We start from the raw sequence: 16,663 nt of genomic DNA, 5'->3' as shown, positions 1-16,663 counted from the left end.
AGTAACACCAGGTCAAGGTCATTGGAGTCCTTTTCTATGAAGCCGCCGCTGCTGCTCATCGGGCAGGGCTCGCATGATGACAACGGATCGGCCGAGTTCGGCAGGTTCGTCCACAGGCTCCGATGCCGCCTGGACCGGACCGCCGCCGACGTCTCCGGCGGATACATCGCCCGGGCCAGGCCGCGTCTCAGTGACTCGATCGCCTCGCTGGTCGCACGCGGCCACCACCGCATGGTGGCGCTGCCGCTGATGCTCACCGGCGACACCCGCCTCGGCGCCGACATCCCCGCCGCGATGGCCCGCGAGCAGGAGCGCCACCCCATGCTCACCTGCGACTACGGCCGCCCGCTGGGATCCGACCCCCGGGTCCTCGCCCTGCTCGCCGAGCGGCTGGCCGACGCCGCCACCGAGGTCCCCAGGCTCCGCCTGGTGGCCGCGTCCGGGGGCCCGCTGGAGGAGGAGCCCGAGGGGGTCGAGCCCGGGGAGACCGCCGTGGTGCTGGTCGGCGACGGCTCCACCTGCCCGACCTCCAACGCCGACGTGCACCGGGTCTCCCGCCTGTTCTGGGAGACCCACGCCCACGACTACATGACGGTCGAGACGGCCTTCGCCTCCCTCACCCCGCCCGGCGTGCCCGGCGGCATCGAGCGCTGCCGCCGCCTGGGCGCCAAGCGCGTCATCGTCGTGCCCTACCTGCTGTTCGCCGGGGGCCTGCTGGACAGGGTCTGGGCCCAGGCCATGTCCTACGCCGCCGGTCACCCGGACCTCGACGTGCGCTGCGCCGAGGCCATCGGGGACTGCGAGGCCCTGGCCGACGTGGTCATCGAGCGCTACGAGGAGGCGCTCAGGGCCGCCGCCTGGTGATCCGCCCGGCCCTTCGTGGACACTGGTGGCATGATCACTCTTGAGCGGACCATCGCCGAGATCCGGCCCCGGGACCCCGGAGCCGTCGCGGAGGCCCGAGCCCACCAGGACCGGCTGACCAAACCCCGGGGCGCGCTGGGAGTCCTGGAGGAGGTGGCGGTACGGCTGGCCGGGGCCGCGGGCGTCAGCCCCGCGCCCGTCCCCGCACCGGCCGCACTGGCGATCTTCGCCGCCGACCACGGCGTGCACGCCCAGGGCGTGAGCCCCTGGCCGCAGGAGGTCACCCAGCAGATGGTGGGCAACTTCCTGGCCGGCGGCGCCGTGGCCAACGCCTTCGCGACCCAGATCGGGGCCACCGTGACCGTCGTGGACGTCGGCGTCGCGGCCGACCTCCCCGCTGCCCCGGGCCTGACGATCAGGAAGGTCGCCCACGGCACCGCGGACCTCTCCCTGGGGCCCGCGATGACCGTCGAGCAGGCCGTGGCGGCGCTGGAGGCCGGGATCGAGGTGGCCCGCGAACTCGTCGAGCGGGGCGCCCGCTGCCTGATCACCGGTGACATGGGCATCGCCAACACCACCGCCTCGGCCGCTCTGATCTGCGCCTTCACCGGACAGGACGCCGCCGGGGCGACCGGGCGGGGGACCGGCGTCGACGACGACACCCTGGCCCGCAAGGTGGAGGTCGTCCGCCGGGCCCTGCGGGTGAACGGCCTGGAAGGCGGGCCGGCCGTACCCGCCGCAGGGGCGGACGGGCCGGACCGCGAGGGGGTCGTAGCCGCCCCGGCGGCGGACGGACCGGATGGCGGGTCTGAGGCCGTGGCCGCCCCGGGGACGGGCGGGCCGGAGGCCTCGCCCGCGCTGCGGGCGCTGGCGGCGGTCGGCGGGCTGGAGCACGCGGCCATCGCCGGGTTCATCCTGGGCGGGGCCGCGCTGCGGGTGCCGGTCATCCTCGACGGCGTGATCTCCGGTTCGGCGGCTCTCGCCGCGGCGGCGCTGGCACCCGACGTAGTCGACCACTGCGTGGCGGGGCACCGCTCGGCCGAGCCGGGGCACGCCCTCGCGCTGGCGCACCTGGGCCTGCGTCCCCTGGTCGAGCTGGAGCTCCGGCTCGGCGAGGGCACCGGCGGGCTGCTCGCCCACCCCCTGGTGTGCGCGGCGGTCCGGGTCATGCACGAGGTGGCGACGTTCGACTCGGCGGGGGTCAGCGAGAAGGAGGTCTGACCCGGCCGGGTCGCGGGCCGGCTCCCGTGCGCGGAAGACGGCCGGCCCGCGATCTCACCAGGTGGATACGGCTTGACATGATTTCGCCTCTTCAGGGTGGTGATGATGTCAAGCTTGTTAACACAGTGACATCAAACGGCGTCCTGCAAGCCGGTAGGTTTACCTCCGAACACGCCCTGCTTCACCGTTCGTCGCGAACAGGAGATCTGTCGCTATGTCGCCCTACCTGCTCGGTCTGCGCCTCTCCGGGCGGCGGGTGCTCGTCGTCGGGGGAGGCCGCGTCGCCCAGCGGCGTGTGCCGGCCCTGCTGGACGCCGGAGCCCTGGTCACCATCGTCTCGACCAGCGTCACGCACGCGCTCGACGACCTCATCGCGAGCGGCCGCGTCACCTGGGAGGCCCGGCCGTACCAGGTGGGAGACGTGGACGGCGCCTGGCTGGTGCAGGCCTGCACCGACGACAGAGCCGTGAACACCGCGATCGCCGCCGAGGCGGAGGCCAAGCGGATCTGGTGCGTGCGCGCCGACGACAAGGACGCCTCGGCCGCGTGGACCCCGGCCAGCGGGCGGGTCGGCGAGATCGGGGTGGCGATCACCGCCGGCGGCGACCCGCAGCGGGCCGCCGGGATCCGGGACGCCGTGGTGGAGGCGTTGCGCGACGGCACGGTCGACGCCCGCCGCAGCCGTACCAAGCCGGTCGGCGTCGCCCTGGTCGGCGGCGGCCCCGGCGACCCCGGCCTGATCACGGTCCGCGGGCGGCAGCTGCTCGCCCAGGCCGACGTGGTCATCGCCGATCGCCTGGCCCCGCAGGCCCTGCTCGACGAACTGCCCCCGGACGTCGAGCTGATCGACGCGGCGAAGATCCCCTACGGCCGTTACATGGCCCAGGAGCGGATCAACGAGCTGCTGGTCGAGCACGCCAAGCAGGGCAAGTTCGTGGTCCGGCTCAAGGGCGGCGACCCGTTCGTCTTCGGCCGGGGCGGCGAGGAGATGCTCGCCTGCGCCCGCGAGGGCATCCCGGTCGTCGTGGTGCCCGGGATCACCAGCCCGGTCGCGGTGCCCGGCGCGGCGGGGGTGCCGGTGACGCATCGGGGCGTCAGCCAGGAGTTCCACGTGATCTCGGTGCACGTCCCGCCGGGCGACCCAGCATCCACCGTGAATTGGTCGAATCTGGCGCATTCCGCCGGAACCCTGGTCCTCATGATGGCGGTCGAGCGGATCGCGGTGATCGCCGAGACGCTGATCCGCGAAGGACGTTCGCCGGAAACTCCCGTAATGGTGGTACAGGACGGTACTCTTCCCACGCAGCGAGCTCTTTACGCCACGCTTACCGATGTGGCGGAGCGCGTGACCGCGGCTGGGATTCGGCCACCGGCGATCGTGATCGTCGGCGACGTCGTGAAGGTCGGCCAGGAGGTCGAGATGGTTCGAGCGGAGCGGGTTCCGTGAAATCGGCTGCCAACAGGCCCGCACATCCGGGCGATGGCGACCCCCGGCTCGGCGACGCCTCCCCGCAGGCGTCCGGCGGCGCGCCCGAAGAGCACCCGGAGTCCCTGGGTGAGCAGACCGTGGCCTTCCGCGCCATCCGCGACGACGACGTGGTCTCGGTCGAGGACGACGAGTCCGTGCAGGATGACGAGCGGGACGAGTCCGTGCAGGATGACGAGCAGGACGAGTCCGTGCAGGACGACGAGGCGTCCCCCGCCGCTCCCGGGGAGGACGGTGACGCCGCCGCCCCCGGCGGTGGTGACGATGTCGCCGCCCACGCAGGAAATCCGGGGGATGAGGGCGACGAGGCGGAGTCCTCGGACGAGGAGCCCTCGGATGACGACGCGGCTCCCGAGCTGTCGATCCGGCCGGCCGCCGCGGACGACGGGGATTCCGATGACGGTGACGGTGACGCCGGGTCTCCGGGCCGGGACGACGAGGCTCCCGAGCTGTCGATCCGGCCCGTCGAATCCGGCGAGCCCGGCGAGGAGGACTCCGGCGCCGGCGAGAGCTCCGGTTCCGGCGAGGCCGAGCTCTCGGACGACGACGCCCCGGCGGACGGGGACGCCAACCCCGAGCTGTCGATCCGGCCCGCCGACTCCGGCGAGGACGGCTCCGGCGCCGCCGATGACGACGCCTCCTCCGGCGAGGACGCCGATCCGGCGGAGGACGACGAGGACGAGGACGGCTTCTGGCCTACCGCGGCGGCCTCCGACGGGACGCGGGTCCGTGAGACCCCGGTGCCCGACGAGGTCTCCGAGGCGCTGACCAACGCCCTGGCGGCCCTGCGGGCGAGCGTCACCGGACTGAGCTTCGGGCTGGACCTCCCGGGGGTGGAGGAGGCCAGGCGGGCCCAGGCCGAGATCCTGACGCAGCTCGACGACTACGTGATCCCGCGGATCCACATGAGCACCGCGCCGGCGCTCATCGTCGTCGCGGGCTCCACCGGGGCGGGCAAGTCCACGCTTCTCAACACACTGGCCAACGCGCGGGTCAGCGCCACCGGCGTGCGCCGCCCGACCACCGCCACCCCGGTGCTCGCCTGCCACCCCGACGACTACGAGTGGTTCGCCAAGGGCGACCTGCTCGGCGGCCTGGAGCGGCTGGAGGCGCCCAGCCACAAGACCGGGACGGACGGGCTCGTCCTGGTCTCCACCGAGCGCCTGCCGCAGAGCGTGGCGCTGCTCGACACCCCCGACATCGACTCGGTCGTCGAGACCCACCACGAGATCGCGCACCGCATGCTCGACGCCGCCGATCTGTGGATCTTCGTCACCACCGCCGCCCGCTACGCCGACGCCCCGGCCTGGAGGCTGCTGCGGCTGGCCAAGGAGCGCGGCGCCCGGCTGGCGATCGTGCTGTCCCGCGTCCCGCCCAAGTCGCGCGAGGTGGTCACCAAGCACTTCGTCCGGATGCTCACCGAGTACGGCCTCGGCGAGGTCGAGCGGTTCGTGATCAACGAGAGCAAGGTCACCGACGGCATGCTGCCCGACCACGAGGTCACCGAGCTGCGGCTCTGGCTGGCCGAGCTGTCGGTGGACGACCAGCGCCGGACGCAGGCCGTGCAGTCGACGCTGACCGGTGTGCTCGACAGCTTCAGGACGCGGGTCCCGGCCCTGGCCAGGCACCTGGAGGCCCAGGTGGCCTTCAGGGCCGAGCTGCGCCGCGACGTCGACACCGCCTACGCCGCCGCGATGGTCGAGATCGAGGAGGCCGCCGGCAACGGCTCGCTGCTGCGCGGCGAGGTGCTCGCCAGGTGGCAGGACTTCACCGGGTCGGGCGACCTCATGCGCACCCTGCACCTGCGCCGGCCCGGCCGGTTCGCGGGCAAGGCCAGCCACCAGGGCCCCGAACGGCTCAGCGCGCTGAAGACCGCCCTGCGGACCGCCCTGGAGTCGGTCATCGTCTCGGCCGCGCAGCGGGCCTCGGAGGAAGTGGTGGCGCGCTGGCTCAACCGCCCGGGGGCGGGCGAGACGCTGGCCGCCACGCCGGGCCTGGGCCGTCCGTCCGAGGACTTCGTGCGCCGCGCCGGCCGTACGGTCGCCGCCTGGCAGGAGCACATCGTCCAGCTCATCCGCACCGAGGGCGTCACGAAGCGGACGGTGGCCCGCCTGGTCTCCTTCGACGTCGAGTCCCTGGCCCTGATCTTCGCGATCGGGCTGCTGGGGTACGGCACCACGGAGGTCGAGGCCGCGGGCAAGGGCGCGCTGCCCCAGCGGCTGCTGCACGCGCTGCTCGGCGCCGAGTCCCTGCGGAACATCGCCGCCAAGGCGCGCAGCGACCTGCGGGCCCGGATCGGCATGCTGTTCGACGACGAGACGTCGCGTTACATCCACGCTCTCGACAGCGCGGGCATCCCCGACGAGGCCGCCGCCACCCGTCTCTACCAGGCGACGTACAACCTCGAGGTTGCCCGATGAGGAGCGAGCCCGACGCGGCGAGCGCGGTGCGCGCCGTACGTGCCCCCGGTACGGCGGTGTGCGAGGAACAAGGAGTGGCAGGCGACCGATGACCACCGTAGGCATAGGCACCCCCCAGACGCGCCAGGGCCTCGGCAGCAGGCTCGCGGCGCTGACCCGGATCGTGGAACTCGGACCGGGCAGGGTCGACCCCAAACTCCTCACCGAGTCCGGCCAGTTGCTGCTGCGCGCCGGCGACCGCCTGAAGCTCTCCTCCGACCACACGGTCGTCGCCCTCGCCGGGGGGACGGGCAGCGGCAAGTCGTCGCTGTTCAACTCCATCTCCGGTCTCGACCTGTCGCCGACCGGCGTGCGCCGCCCGACCACCGCCCGCACCCACGCCTGCGTGTGGGGCCTGGAGGGCGCCGGGCCGCTGCTCGACTGGCTGCAGATCCAGTGGCGGCACCGGTTCGCCAGGGCCAGCGCGCTGGACAAGGGAGAGAGCCGGCTGCACGGGCTGATCCTGCTCGACCTGCCCGACCACGACTCGATCCGGGCCCTCACCGACACCGAGGCCGACCGGCTGATCCAGGTCGCCGACCTGGTGGTGTGGGTGCTCGACCCGCAGAAGTACGCCGACGCCTCCACCCACCGGCGCTACGTGACCGAACTGGCCGGGCACGACACGGTGACGGTCTTCGTGCTCAACCAGGCCGACCGGCTGGCCCCGGAGGAACTGGCCGAGTGCGTCACGGACCTGGACGACCTGCTGCGCCGCGAGGGCGTCGAGAACCCCGTCATCGTGACCACCTCCGCGGTCACGGGCAAGGGCGTGGACAACCTCAAGGTCGTCCTGGCCGACACCGTGGCCAGGCGCCGGGCCGCGATCCAGCGTCTTGAGGCCGACCTCGACCGGCTGACCCGGCGCCTGGGCAAGATCATGCCCGACGACGACGCCCCGCCTCCGCCGGCCGCCATCGACGACGCCCGCAGGATCGGCCTGACCGACGCGCTGTGCGACGCCGTCGGCGTGCCCGCCGTCGGCGAGGCGATGGAGAACGTGTACGGCGTGCGGTCCGTGGAGTGGGTCGGCTGGCCGTACGCCCGCTGGGCGAAGAAGCTCCGCCCCGACCCGCTCAGCAGCCTGCGCCTGGGCGACCTCAAGGACGAGATCCGCGGCCTGACCGGCGGCTCGGTCAGCGCGCAGCCCGCCGAGGTGGACAACGCGATCCAGGCCCTGGCCGACGGGCTCACCACCGGCATGCACGAGGCCTGGCAGAACGGTGTCCGGGACGCCGCGCGCTCCCGCTCGGCCCAGCTGCCGCAGGTGCTCTCGGAGGAGCTGACCGAGGTGGCCCCCTCTCTGGACCGGGTCCCCGCATGGTGGCGTCTGCTGCTGGTCTGGCAGTACCTGCTGGTCCTGCTGTTCGTCGCCGGTCTCGTCTGGGTCGGTACGGCCCTGGCCTACGGGGTGTTCGAGATCGGCACCCTGCCGGAGAGCCTGGAGATGTTCGGCGACGCGGCCTCCCTGCCGTGGGTCGGGCTGATGATGGCCTCCGTGCTGGGCCTGGGAGTGCTCACTGCCGTGGCCGCCAGGAACGTCGTGGTCCTCGGGGCCGCGAACGAGCGCGAGCGTCTCGAGCGCGAGATGCGCCGCAGGATCGGCTCGGTCGCCGAGGGCATGGTGATCGAACCCGTCGAGCGCGAGCTGGCCCGTTACAACGAGTTCTACGGAGCGATGAGGAGCGTGCGGGGCTGACTCCCCGATCGGACCTGCCGGGGCGTGGTCGTCCACAGCCCCCGGGCGTCCGCGGGAGGTCATCCACAGAGCGTGGTTCGGTGGCCCGTGCCGGATGCGGCACGGGCCACTGTGTCTTCACAGCGCGGGCAGCCCGCCCGCTCTCATGGGAGGCACGATGAACGACATCTACGTCACGCTGACCGGTAACGTCGCAGCCCCGCCGCGTCAGCACACCTTTCCCGACGGGTCACGGGTCACCTCGCTGAGGGTGGCCTCGACGAGCCGTTACTTCGACCGGCGCATCCAGGAGTGGCGCAACGGGGAGACGACCTACTTCGGGATCCGCTGCTTCCGAGGGCTCGCCGACAACGTCGCCCAGTCCGTTCAGACCGGCCAGCCGGTCGTCGTCCAGGGACGGCTGCGCATCCGGGAGTTCGTCCACGAGGGGGAGCGCCGGTTCATGGCGGAGGTGGAGGCCAGCTCGCTCGGACACGATCTGCGCTGGGGGCTGGGCAGCTTCAGCAGACCGCAGCGCGGCGGAGCCGCTCCGGCGCTGGGCAGCGAGGAGCGCGACGAGCTCGACCGGGAGACCCACGACTGGGCTCTGGGCGGATCCGACCCCGCGGCGCTCCGCTCACCGGGCGAGGCGGAGCGGCAGGACGTCATGGGGATCCACGAAGGAGAGGTCGTGGCGGAGGTCACGGAGAGAGACGACCAGGCCGACGCCGAGAGCGAGGGTGAGGGCGGCGAGGTGCTCGCATGGACGGCGAAGGACGAGACGCCGTGGCCGGGCGGCGCGGAGGCGGCGGCCTGAGGTCGGGCGCGGCCGACGGGAAGTGGGCCACGCAAAAGCCGGATGCCGTGTCCGGCGGATGGGTGATGGCGCTCTGCGCCGCGTGCCGTGTCCGGCCGGTGGGGTAATGGTGCTCTGGATCGGATGCCGTGTCGGCGGATGGAGTGACGATGTCCTGAGCCGGGTGGCGTGTCCGGCCAATGGGGAAGCGGCGGCCGTGGCCGGGCGCCGTGGTCGTTGACGCGCGGATGGTGGTCTGGCACCGGACGACATGTCCGGCTGATGCCGGTGGTCTGACGCCGGTCGGCTCGGAGGTTCCGGGTGTCCCCGGGGTCAAGCCGTGCGGATCTGGGAAGGAGGGGGCATCGGCTGAACGGCCGGTGCCCCACTGGTGAGGTTCGGTGACACCGAGGAGATCCGCCGATGGGTCTTGCCCATGTCAGACGCCGAGGCACCTGTCAGATCCAGGTCACGCCCCGCAGCATGGCTGCTCCTTTCCCGCAGGACCGCTCGCGGAGAGAGCGGTTCCGGTGACGAGCCGCCGAGAGGACAGCTCAGTGAGCAAAGGTAGCGGTTCCCATCGCGCACCGCACACTCCGCAACTATTGTGTTACACATCGTTAGTCAAAGAGGGGGGCGGGATGGCGGTGCCCAGTCACACCTCGGTCAAGTCGCGCGAAGGCGTGGCGACCTTGGCCGGCCGGTGGCCTCTGCTCGGGCAGCGTCGCCCGCTCGTCGTCTACCTGTGCGGGGTCATAGCGCTGGCACTGGTCGCGATCGTCCTGTTCGCCGGGGCGACCGAGTTCCGCTGGAACGACCTGCTGACCTTCACGGCGCTGCTGCTGTGCGGCGCGGTCTGCATCGAGGCGACCCGGAGGCTCGGCATACCGGCCGGCGTCTCGCGGGACATGCTGTCGGCGTGGTGGCTGCCGATCGCGCTGCTCCTGCCGCCGGTTTACGCATTGCTGGCCCCCATCCCTCTCCAGATCCTGCTGCAGAAACGCGTCCGTGAGACGTTCGTCCACCGGAGGATCTTCACCTGCGCGGCCATCGGGCTGGCCGGGTGCGCCGCCTCCGTGCTGTTCCACGCGGCCGGGGGCCCGCAATCCGCGCTGAGCGGCGGGACGGGGTGGCCGATCCTCCTGGCGATCGGGTGCGCGGTGTTGTTCGCCCTGGTCAACACCGGGCTGATCGCCGTCGCCGCGCACGCCGCGGATCCCGAGAGCCACTGGCGTGAGGTGCTGTGGGACCGCGAGACCCTCCTGCTCGACGTGGTCGAGCTCTGTCTCGGCGTCATCGTGGCCATCACGTGCGGGATCAACCTGGTGCTGCTGGTGCTGGCGCTGCCGCCGGTGGTCCTGCTCCAGCGGAGTCTCCTACACGCCCAGCTCCAGGCCGCGGCCCGCACCGACTCCAAGACCGGCCTGCTCAACGCCGCGGCCTGGCAGCGGGAGGCGGACACCGAGATCAGCAGGGCCAGGCGCAACGGTGAGTGCCTCGCCATGCTGATCATCGACATCGACCACTTCAAACGGGTCAACGACGCCTACGGGCACCTCCTCGGAGACCAGGTCCTCATCGGAGTGGCGGGCACGTTGCGCAACCAGCTGCGTGACTACGACGTGGTGGGCCGGTTCGGCGGGGAGGAGTTCGTGGTCCTGCTTCCCCGGGCCGACGCGAGCGAGGCTCAGCGGGTCGCCGAGCGCTTGCGGGTCCGCATCGCCCGGATGAGGATCCCCACCGACGGCACCGAGATCACCGTGACGGTCTCGACCGGAATCGCGATCATGAAGGTGCACGGAAACGACCTCATCGAACTGCTGGCCGCGGCCGACCTGGCCCTCTACCGGGCCAAGGAGCTCGGCCGCAACCGCGTCTGCCTCCCCGTGCTCCCCGCCCCTCCGGTCTGCCCGCCCGATCCCGAGGTGGCGCCCGGCTGATCTCGCGGCCCGACTCCACGAGTGGGTCAGGCTCCTGGATTGCGCGGGGAAATACCGGACAGCGGGGGCGAAGCCGTACGGCAGGCGCAGGGGGAAGACGGGCAGGCCGGGCCGGGTGGTCGTGAGCGAGCGAGGGTTTGGTGACAGGCCCTAAGCTAGGGGGCATGCCGGAGTACATCTACACGATGCAGCGCGTGCGCAAGGCGCACGGCGACAAGGTTGTTCTCGACGATGTGACGCTGTCGTTCCTGCCGGGCGCCAAGATCGGTGTCCTGGGCCCCAACGGCACCGGGAAGTCGACGCTGCTGAGGATGATGGCGGGCCTGGAGCAGCCGTCCAACGGCGACGCCCGGCTCATGCCCGGCTTCACCGTCGGCATGCTCCAGCAGGAGCCCCCGCTCAACGAGTCCAAGACCGTGCTCGGCAACGTCGAGGAGGGTGTGGCCGAGACCAAGGCCATGCTCGACCGGTTCAACGAGATCGCCGAGCTGATGGCCACCGACTACAGCGACGAGCTGCTGGAGGAGATGGGCAAGCTCCAGGACGCCCTCGACCACCGCAACGGGTGGGACCTCGACAGCCAGCTGGAGCAGGCGATGGACGCCCTGCGCTGCCCGCCGCCGGACGCCGAGGTCACCAAGCTCTCCGGTGGTGAGCGCCGCCGGGTCGCCCTGTGCAAGCTGCTGCTGGAGCAGCCCGACCTGCTCCTGCTCGACGAGCCCACCAACCACCTCGACGCCGAGAGCGTGCAGTGGCTGGAGTCCCACCTGGAGAAGTACCCCGGGACCGTCCTGGCCGTCACCCACGACCGTTACTTCCTGGACAACGTCGCCACCTGGATCCTCGAGCTCGACCGCGGCCGCTGCTACCCCTACGAGGGCAACTACTCCACCTACCTGGAGTCCAAGGCCTCCCGTCTGAAGGTCGAGGGGCAGAAGGACGCCAAGCGCAGGAAGCGCCTGGAGGAGGAGCTGCAGTGGGTGCGCTCCAACCCCAAGGCCCGCCAGGCCAAGAGCAAGGCCCGTCTCCAGCGCTACGAGGAGATGGCCGCCGAGGCCGACAAGTACCGCAAGCTGGACTTCGAGGAGATCCAGATCCCGCCGGGCCCGCGCCTGGGCACCACGGTCATCCGGGCCGAGAACCTCACCAAGGGCTTCGGCGACCGCCTCCTGATGGACGGGCTCACCTTCGACCTGCCGCGCAACGGCATCGTCGGCATCATCGGCCCCAACGGCGTCGGCAAGACCACGCTCTTCCGCATGATCACCGGCGGTGAGACCCCGGACAGCGGTTCGATCATCATCGGCGACACCGTCAAGATCTCCTACGCCGACCAGAGCCGCGGCGGCATCGACCCGAACAAGAACGTCTGGGAGGTCGTCTCCGACGGGCTCGACCACATCAAGGTGGGCAACGTCGAGATGCCGTCTCGCGCCTACATCGCCGCCTTCGGGTTCAAGGGCCCGGACCAGCAGAAGAAGGCCGGGGTCCTGTCCGGTGGCGAGCGCAACCGCCTCAACCTGGCGCTGACCCTCAAGCAGGGCGGCAACGTGCTCCTGCTCGACGAGCCCACCAACGACCTCGACACCGAGACGCTCTCCAGCCTGGAGAACGCGCTGCTCGACTTCCCCGGCTGCGCGGTCATCACCTCGCACGACCGGTGGTTCCTCGACCGCATCGCGACCCACATCCTGGCGTGGGAGGAGGGCTCGAACTGGTTCTGGTTCGAGGGCAACTTCGCCGACTACGAGAAGAACAAGATCGAGCGCATGGGCGCCGAGGCGGCCCGCCCGCACCGCGTGACCTACCGCAAGCTCACCCGCGACTGACACCGGCCACGACGGACGGCCCGCCACGGGCCCGCCCGTGACCGGTGTCAGCCGGAGCGGGCGATCCGCCACAGGTCCGCCCGTGACCGGCACCGGCCTACGCGGCCCCCGGAACCCCGCCGTCCGGCGAGGATCCGGGGGCCGCTACGGTTTCCGGTGTGCTCGGACAAACCAGCCTGGACGGCGTGAGCCGCGGTCATCGGCATGTCTTCCCCAGGGCCGTCAGGTTCGCGGACATCGACTCACTGGGCCACGTCAACAACGTGCGCTACTTCGACTACCTCGAGGACGCCCGCCTGGCGATGTTCCACATCGACCCGCACCGGGAGGGACTGGACCCCTTCCGCGGGCTCGTCATCGCCCGGCACGAGATCGACTACCGCAGGCCCCTCACCTTCCGGCCGGACCCGGTCAGGGTGGAGACCTGGGTGAGTGAGATCCGCCCGGTGCGCTTCACGCTCGACTACGAGATCCGTGACGATCACGAGGTCTTCGTCCACGCCCGCTCGGTCCTCGTCGCCTACGACGTGCAGAAGTCCGCTCCCCGGCGGCTGAACGAGGACGAGCTCGCCTATCTGCGCAGGTTCGCCGCCGAGGCCGGATAGGCGGTCCGCTACGGCGTGCGCAGCCAGGCGGCGGTGTCCGGGGGCAGGATGCCGTCGTTCACCGGGGCGCTGGAGATCAGGAGCTCCTCGTGCGGCGGGAGCCGTACCGGATCTGTGCCGCAGTTGACGGCGCAGGTCAGCGAGTCCCGGGTGAAGAAGAGGGCGTCCTCGGGGGAGTCCAGCCAGGTGATGCGGTCGGGGAGCGAGGCGCGCAGCTCGCGGCGGATCCGCAGGGCCTGCCGGCAGAAGGCCAGCGTCGAGCCGGGGTCGGAGGACTGGCGCTCGGCGGTCAGCGCGGCCCATTCGGGCGGCTGCGGGAGCCAGGGGTCGACAGCCTCGGGGGAGAAGCCGTACGGCTCGGCGATCCCCGACCAGGGCAGGGGGACCCGGCAGCCGTCCCGTCCGGGGATCTTCCCGCCCGAGCGGGCGAAGACGGGATCCTGGCGGACCTCCGGGGGAAGATCCTTCACCTCGGGGAGGCCGAGTTCCTCACCCTGGTAGAGATAGGCCGACCCCGGCAGGGCGAGCATGGTCAGCAGCGCCGCCCTGGCCCGGGCCAGGCCGGTGGTGGAGTTGACCAGCCCCTCGCCGTAGCGGGTCACGGGGCGCACCACGTCGTGGTTGGACAGCACCCACGTGGGGGCGGTCCCGGTGACCATGGTGTCGTCGATGACGGTCCTGAAGGCGGTGGCCGACCAGGGTGCCTCCAGCCAGGCGAAGTTGAAGCTCTGGTGCAGCTCGTCGGGGCGCAGATAGAGGGCCAGATCCTCGGCGGAGTCGGTCCACACCTCGCCGACGGCCATGCGCTCGCCGGGGTAGGAGTCGAGCACCTTGCGCCACTGCCGGTAGACCTCGTGGACCTCAGGGCGCCCCCAGATGGGCGACTCGGCCTTGAACGCCTGCTTGCCCGGCGGGGTGTCGGGCAGCCCTTCGGCCTTGTACAGGCCCATCGCCACGTCGATCCTGAACCCGTCCACCCCCCGGTCCAGCCAGAACCTGAGCACGTCGAGGAACTCGGCGTGCACCTCGGGGTTGCGCCAGTTGAAGTCGGGCTGGGACGGGTCGAACAGGTGCAGGTACCACTGCCCGTCGGGCAGCCGGGTCCAGGCCGGGCCGCCGAAGACCGACTGCCAGTTGTTCGGCGGCCGGGTCCCGCCCTCCCGGAACAGATAGCGCTCGCGCCCCTCGCCGCGCAGGGCGGCCTGGAACCACGGGTGCTCGGCGGAGCTGTGGTTGGGCACGATGTCCACGATCACCCGCAGCCCGAGCTCGTGCGCGTCGGCCACCATCGCGTCGAAGTCGGCCAGGGTGCCGAAGAGCGGGTCGACGTCCCGGTAGTCGGCCACGTCGTAGCCGCCGTCCGTCATGGGCGAGCGGTAGAAGGGCGCCAGCCAGATCGCGTCGACTCCGAGCTCGGCGAGGTACGGCAGGCGCTGCCGGACGCCGGCCAGGTCGCCGACGCCGTCTCCCGAGGCGTCGGCGAAGCTGCGGACGTAGATCTCATAGACGACGGCCTCACGCCACCAGGGGGCTTCCATGTGTGATGAGTTGCCCCCGCGCGGTGAGATTTATGCGTCGGGGGCGTTCACCATGCTGTGCGCGGCGTAGACGAGATAGTCCCACAGCCGCTTGTCCAGCTCGGCGGGCAGCCCCAGCGAGTCCACCGCGTCGCGCATGTGCTTGAGCCAGGCGTCGCGTTCGGCGCCGCCGATGACGAACGGGTTGTGCCGCATCCGCAGCCGCGGGTGGCCGCGCTGCTGGCTGTAGGTGCCGGGCCCGCCCCAGTACTGGATCAGGAACAGGCGCAGCCGTTCCTCGGCCCCGGCCAGGTCCTCCTGGGGGTAGAGCGGCCACAGCAGCGGGTCTTCGACGACGCCCTCGTAGAAACGGTGGACGAGACGGCGGAAGGTCTCCTCCCCGCCGACGGCGTCGTAGAAGGACTGGGTTTCCTCGGTGCTACCTGACACATTTCCAGCCTAAGGGGTGTCCGGGACAAGCCGTCCGCCGCCGGGGGAGACGAGGGCGTCAGCCGGCGATCGTGATGGCCTCGCGGTCGAGGGCGGCCTTCACCCGGAGACGGAGCTCGCGGGCGACCTCGGCCTGGCGGGACGGGATGGTCTTGGCGCTGATCCGGAAGACCACGGCCGTGTCGGAGATCTGCTCGATCCCCCAGACCTGCGGCTCCTCGACGATGACGGTGTCGCGGAAGTCCGGGTCCTCCCAGATGTCCTCGGTGACCCGCTGCAGGATCTCGCGGACCGCGGGGACGTCGGCGGTGTAGGCGACCGGGACGTCCACGGTGGCGCGGGACCAGCCCTGCGACTCGTTGCCCACGCGGGTGATGGTGCCGTTGCGCACGTACCAGACCCGGCCGTCGGCGTCGCGCACGCGGGTGATCCGCAGGGTGACGGCCTCGACGGTGCCGCTGGTGGGGGCGCCGACGGCGGAGCCCACGTCGATCACGTCGCCCACGCCGTACTGGTCCTCCAGGAGCATGAACATGCCGGCGATGAAGTCCTTGACGAGTTCCTGGGCGCCGAAGCCGATGGCCACGCCCACGATTCCGACGCTGGTCAGCAGCGGGGCGATCGGGACGGACAGGCGGTCCAGGACGGTCAGGCCCGCGGTGCCGAGGACGATGATCGAGGCCAGGGGGCGCAGCACCGAGCCGATGGTCTCGGCGCGCTGCCTGCGCCGTTCGGCGGCGACGGCGTCGAGTCCTTCGGGCTGCACCGTCTGCCGGCCGCGGAGGCGCCCGGCCAGCCCGCCGCCGACGCCCGAGGAGGCCCGCCGTACCACCCGGGTGATCAGGCGGTGGGCCACTTTCCGCAGGATCAGCGCGACGAGCACGATGAGCAGGATGGCGAGGACGCCCGAGACCAGGGGTGCCCACCTGGCGGGAAGGACTACTTCCATGACGTCGCAGATTACGCTGCCGCTGCCGCTGCACTCGCTGGTCAAACCCGCCTCCATCTGGCTTAGATCAGGAAAGCTTGGGTTCGGCTTGGGAGTGGGAGTGGGAGACAGCAAGAACACGGAGAGGATCCCTCCCGGATCGGGTCGGTCGGCAAATATGGGGTCAAGTCATCGACCGTACCCATATTGCCGACCGAACCGGCCGCCGTCACATCACGCCGGGGAAGACGGGGACATCGGGACCCGGGGCCGCGGGGGGCGAGTCCTGACGCTCCGGTGACGTACGGCTCGGACGGGGCACGCACCCGGAAGCGTGTCCCGTGCCGTTTCCGTGGGGGGATCCCCCCGATCACCGCCCGGACGAGCCCGGGCGGTGGCTTCGGTGCCCGGACGAGTCCGGGCGGCGGCTTCGGCTTCGAAGGTTTCGAAGCCGGCGGGGTGTCCAGCGTCCGGGGACGCTCCGCACCGGCCACCCCGCCGGCTCCGTCGAGCCGCGGTGGTGGCGACGAGCCGGGACGGCTGCGCTCCGTCCGGGATCGTCGCCGTCATCATTCGCCCACCGCGGCGAGTACGCGTGCGACCTTGGTCGCGGCACCGGCGGGGTCCTCCGCCGTGTGCATCTTCTCGCCCCAGGACCACCAGTAGTACCAATCCGGGTGGCTGGGGGCGGAGGCCTGGGCTCGGCAGGTGACGTTCTCCGCCAGACTGGTCGCGTTCGGGTTGATCACACGGACGAACACGCGGCCCGAGTGGGTCCGCACTACCCGGGCGTGCAACCCGCGAGCGTCCAGTTCTGACACCAACCGCTCCAGGTGCCCGAAGTCGTCTCCCTGCACCTCGTTCGCCTCCTTTTTAGGTCCCCTATCGCA

At 71.5% G+C, this 16,663-nt stretch carries 13 protein-coding genes; 9 read left to right on the top strand and 4 right to left on the bottom strand.

Going from position 1 to position 16,663, the window contains the following annotated elements; genetic code table 11:
• The first annotated feature begins 36 nt into the window (after positions 1-36).
• The 9 genes from Psi01_RS23395 to Psi01_RS23355 all read left to right on the top strand — a co-directional run bounded on the left by Psi01_RS23395 (position 37) and on the right by Psi01_RS23355 (position 12,878).
• Complete coding sequence (locus Psi01_RS23395) at positions 37-864, top strand: sirohydrochlorin chelatase (protein ID WP_204066218.1); 828 nt, start codon at positions 37-39, stop codon at positions 862-864.
• Positions 865-894: 30 nt separating this feature from the next.
• On the top strand, positions 895-2,085 hold the full coding sequence (locus Psi01_RS23390) for a nicotinate-nucleotide--dimethylbenzimidazole phosphoribosyltransferase (RefSeq protein WP_204066217.1): 1,191 nt from the start codon (positions 895-897) through the stop codon (positions 2,083-2,085).
• A 214-nt stretch (positions 2,086-2,299) separates the two neighbouring features.
• The gene (gene cobA / locus Psi01_RS23385) at positions 2,300-3,532 is read left to right on the top strand and encodes a uroporphyrinogen-III C-methyltransferase (RefSeq protein WP_204066216.1); all 1,233 of its coding nucleotides are present in this window, start codon (positions 2,300-2,302) and stop codon (positions 3,530-3,532) included.
• Entirely contained in the window at positions 3,529-5,991 is a 2,463-nt protein-coding gene (locus tag Psi01_RS23380) for a dynamin family protein (RefSeq protein ID WP_239127952.1), read from the top strand. Before cobA ends, Psi01_RS23380 begins: the two co-directional genes overlap by 4 nt.
• Before the next feature lie 88 nt (positions 5,992-6,079).
• The gene (locus tag Psi01_RS23375; protein ID WP_204066215.1) at positions 6,080-7,729 is read left to right on the top strand and encodes a GTP-binding protein; all 1,650 of its coding nucleotides are present in this window, start codon (positions 6,080-6,082) and stop codon (positions 7,727-7,729) included.
• 157 nt (positions 7,730-7,886) lie between these two features.
• On the top strand, positions 7,887-8,525 hold the full coding sequence (locus tag Psi01_RS23370) for a single-stranded DNA-binding protein (RefSeq protein WP_204066214.1): 639 nt from the start codon (positions 7,887-7,889) through the stop codon (positions 8,523-8,525).
• 620 nt (positions 8,526-9,145) lie between these two features.
• Entirely contained in the window at positions 9,146-10,444 is a 1,299-nt protein-coding gene (locus tag Psi01_RS23365) for a GGDEF domain-containing protein (RefSeq protein ID WP_204066213.1), read from the top strand.
• A gap of 164 nt (positions 10,445-10,608) precedes the next feature.
• Entirely contained in the window at positions 10,609-12,273 is a 1,665-nt protein-coding gene (ettA, locus tag Psi01_RS23360; protein WP_204066212.1) for an energy-dependent translational throttle protein EttA, read from the top strand.
• Between the two features lie 158 nt (positions 12,274-12,431).
• The gene (locus Psi01_RS23355) at positions 12,432-12,878 is read left to right on the top strand and encodes an acyl-CoA thioesterase (protein WP_239127951.1); all 447 of its coding nucleotides are present in this window, start codon (positions 12,432-12,434) and stop codon (positions 12,876-12,878) included.
• A gap of 8 nt (positions 12,879-12,886) precedes the next feature.
• Here Psi01_RS23355 and Psi01_RS23350 read toward each other — a convergent pair whose 3' ends face one another.
• From Psi01_RS23350 to Psi01_RS23335, 4 genes are all read right to left on the bottom strand, one after another.
• The gene (locus tag Psi01_RS23350) at positions 12,887-14,416 is read right to left on the bottom strand and encodes a glycoside hydrolase family 13 protein (protein WP_204066211.1); all 1,530 of its coding nucleotides are present in this window, start codon (positions 14,414-14,416) and stop codon (positions 12,887-12,889) included.
• A gap of 30 nt (positions 14,417-14,446) precedes the next feature.
• Positions 14,447-14,845, bottom strand: coding sequence for a globin (locus Psi01_RS23345; RefSeq protein ID WP_204066210.1), 399 nt, complete (start codon positions 14,843-14,845; stop codon positions 14,447-14,449).
• A 58-nt stretch (positions 14,846-14,903) separates the two neighbouring features.
• Positions 14,904-15,794: a mechanosensitive ion channel family protein gene (locus Psi01_RS23340; RefSeq protein ID WP_239127950.1), complete on the bottom strand. Its 891-nt coding sequence runs from the start codon at positions 15,792-15,794 to the stop codon at positions 14,904-14,906.
• Between the two features lie 548 nt (positions 15,795-16,342).
• A complete protein-coding gene (locus Psi01_RS23335; RefSeq protein ID WP_239127949.1) occupies positions 16,343-16,534 on the bottom strand; it encodes a hypothetical protein in 192 nt (63 codons plus the stop codon).
• Positions 16,535-16,663 lie beyond the last annotated feature (129 nt).

The sequence above is a fragment of the Paraplanobispora siamensis genome (genome assembly GCF_016863175.1).
In the GTDB taxonomy this organism is placed as follows: Bacteria; Actinomycetota; Actinomycetes; order Streptosporangiales; family Streptosporangiaceae; genus Planobispora; species Planobispora siamensis.
This window is presented reverse-complemented; position numbering and strand designations above follow the sequence as displayed.

Excerpts from the sequence above, each read along its gene's own strand:
- cobA (WP_204066216.1), top strand. The coding sequence starts at position 2,300 with ATGTCGCCCTACCTGCTCGGTCTGCGCCTCTCCGGGCGGCGGGTGCTC.
- Psi01_RS23395 (WP_204066218.1), top strand. The coding sequence starts at position 37 with ATGAAGCCGCCGCTGCTGCTCATCGGGCAGGGCTCGCATGATGACAAC.
- ettA (WP_204066212.1), top strand. The coding sequence starts at position 10,609 with ATGCCGGAGTACATCTACACGATGCAGCGCGTGCGCAAGGCGCACGGC.
- Psi01_RS23370 (WP_204066214.1), top strand. The coding sequence starts at position 7,887 with ATGAACGACATCTACGTCACGCTGACCGGTAACGTCGCAGCCCCGCCG.
- Psi01_RS23375 (WP_204066215.1), top strand. The coding sequence starts at position 6,080 with ATGACCACCGTAGGCATAGGCACCCCCCAGACGCGCCAGGGCCTCGGC.
- Psi01_RS23390 (WP_204066217.1), top strand. The coding sequence starts at position 895 with ATGATCACTCTTGAGCGGACCATCGCCGAGATCCGGCCCCGGGACCCC.
- Psi01_RS23365 (WP_204066213.1), top strand. The coding sequence starts at position 9,146 with ATGGCGGTGCCCAGTCACACCTCGGTCAAGTCGCGCGAAGGCGTGGCG.
- Psi01_RS23340 (WP_239127950.1), bottom strand. The coding sequence starts at position 15,794 with ATGGAAGTAGTCCTTCCCGCCAGGTGGGCACCCCTGGTCTCGGGCGTC.
- Psi01_RS23350 (WP_204066211.1), bottom strand. The coding sequence starts at position 14,416 with ATGGAAGCCCCCTGGTGGCGTGAGGCCGTCGTCTATGAGATCTACGTC.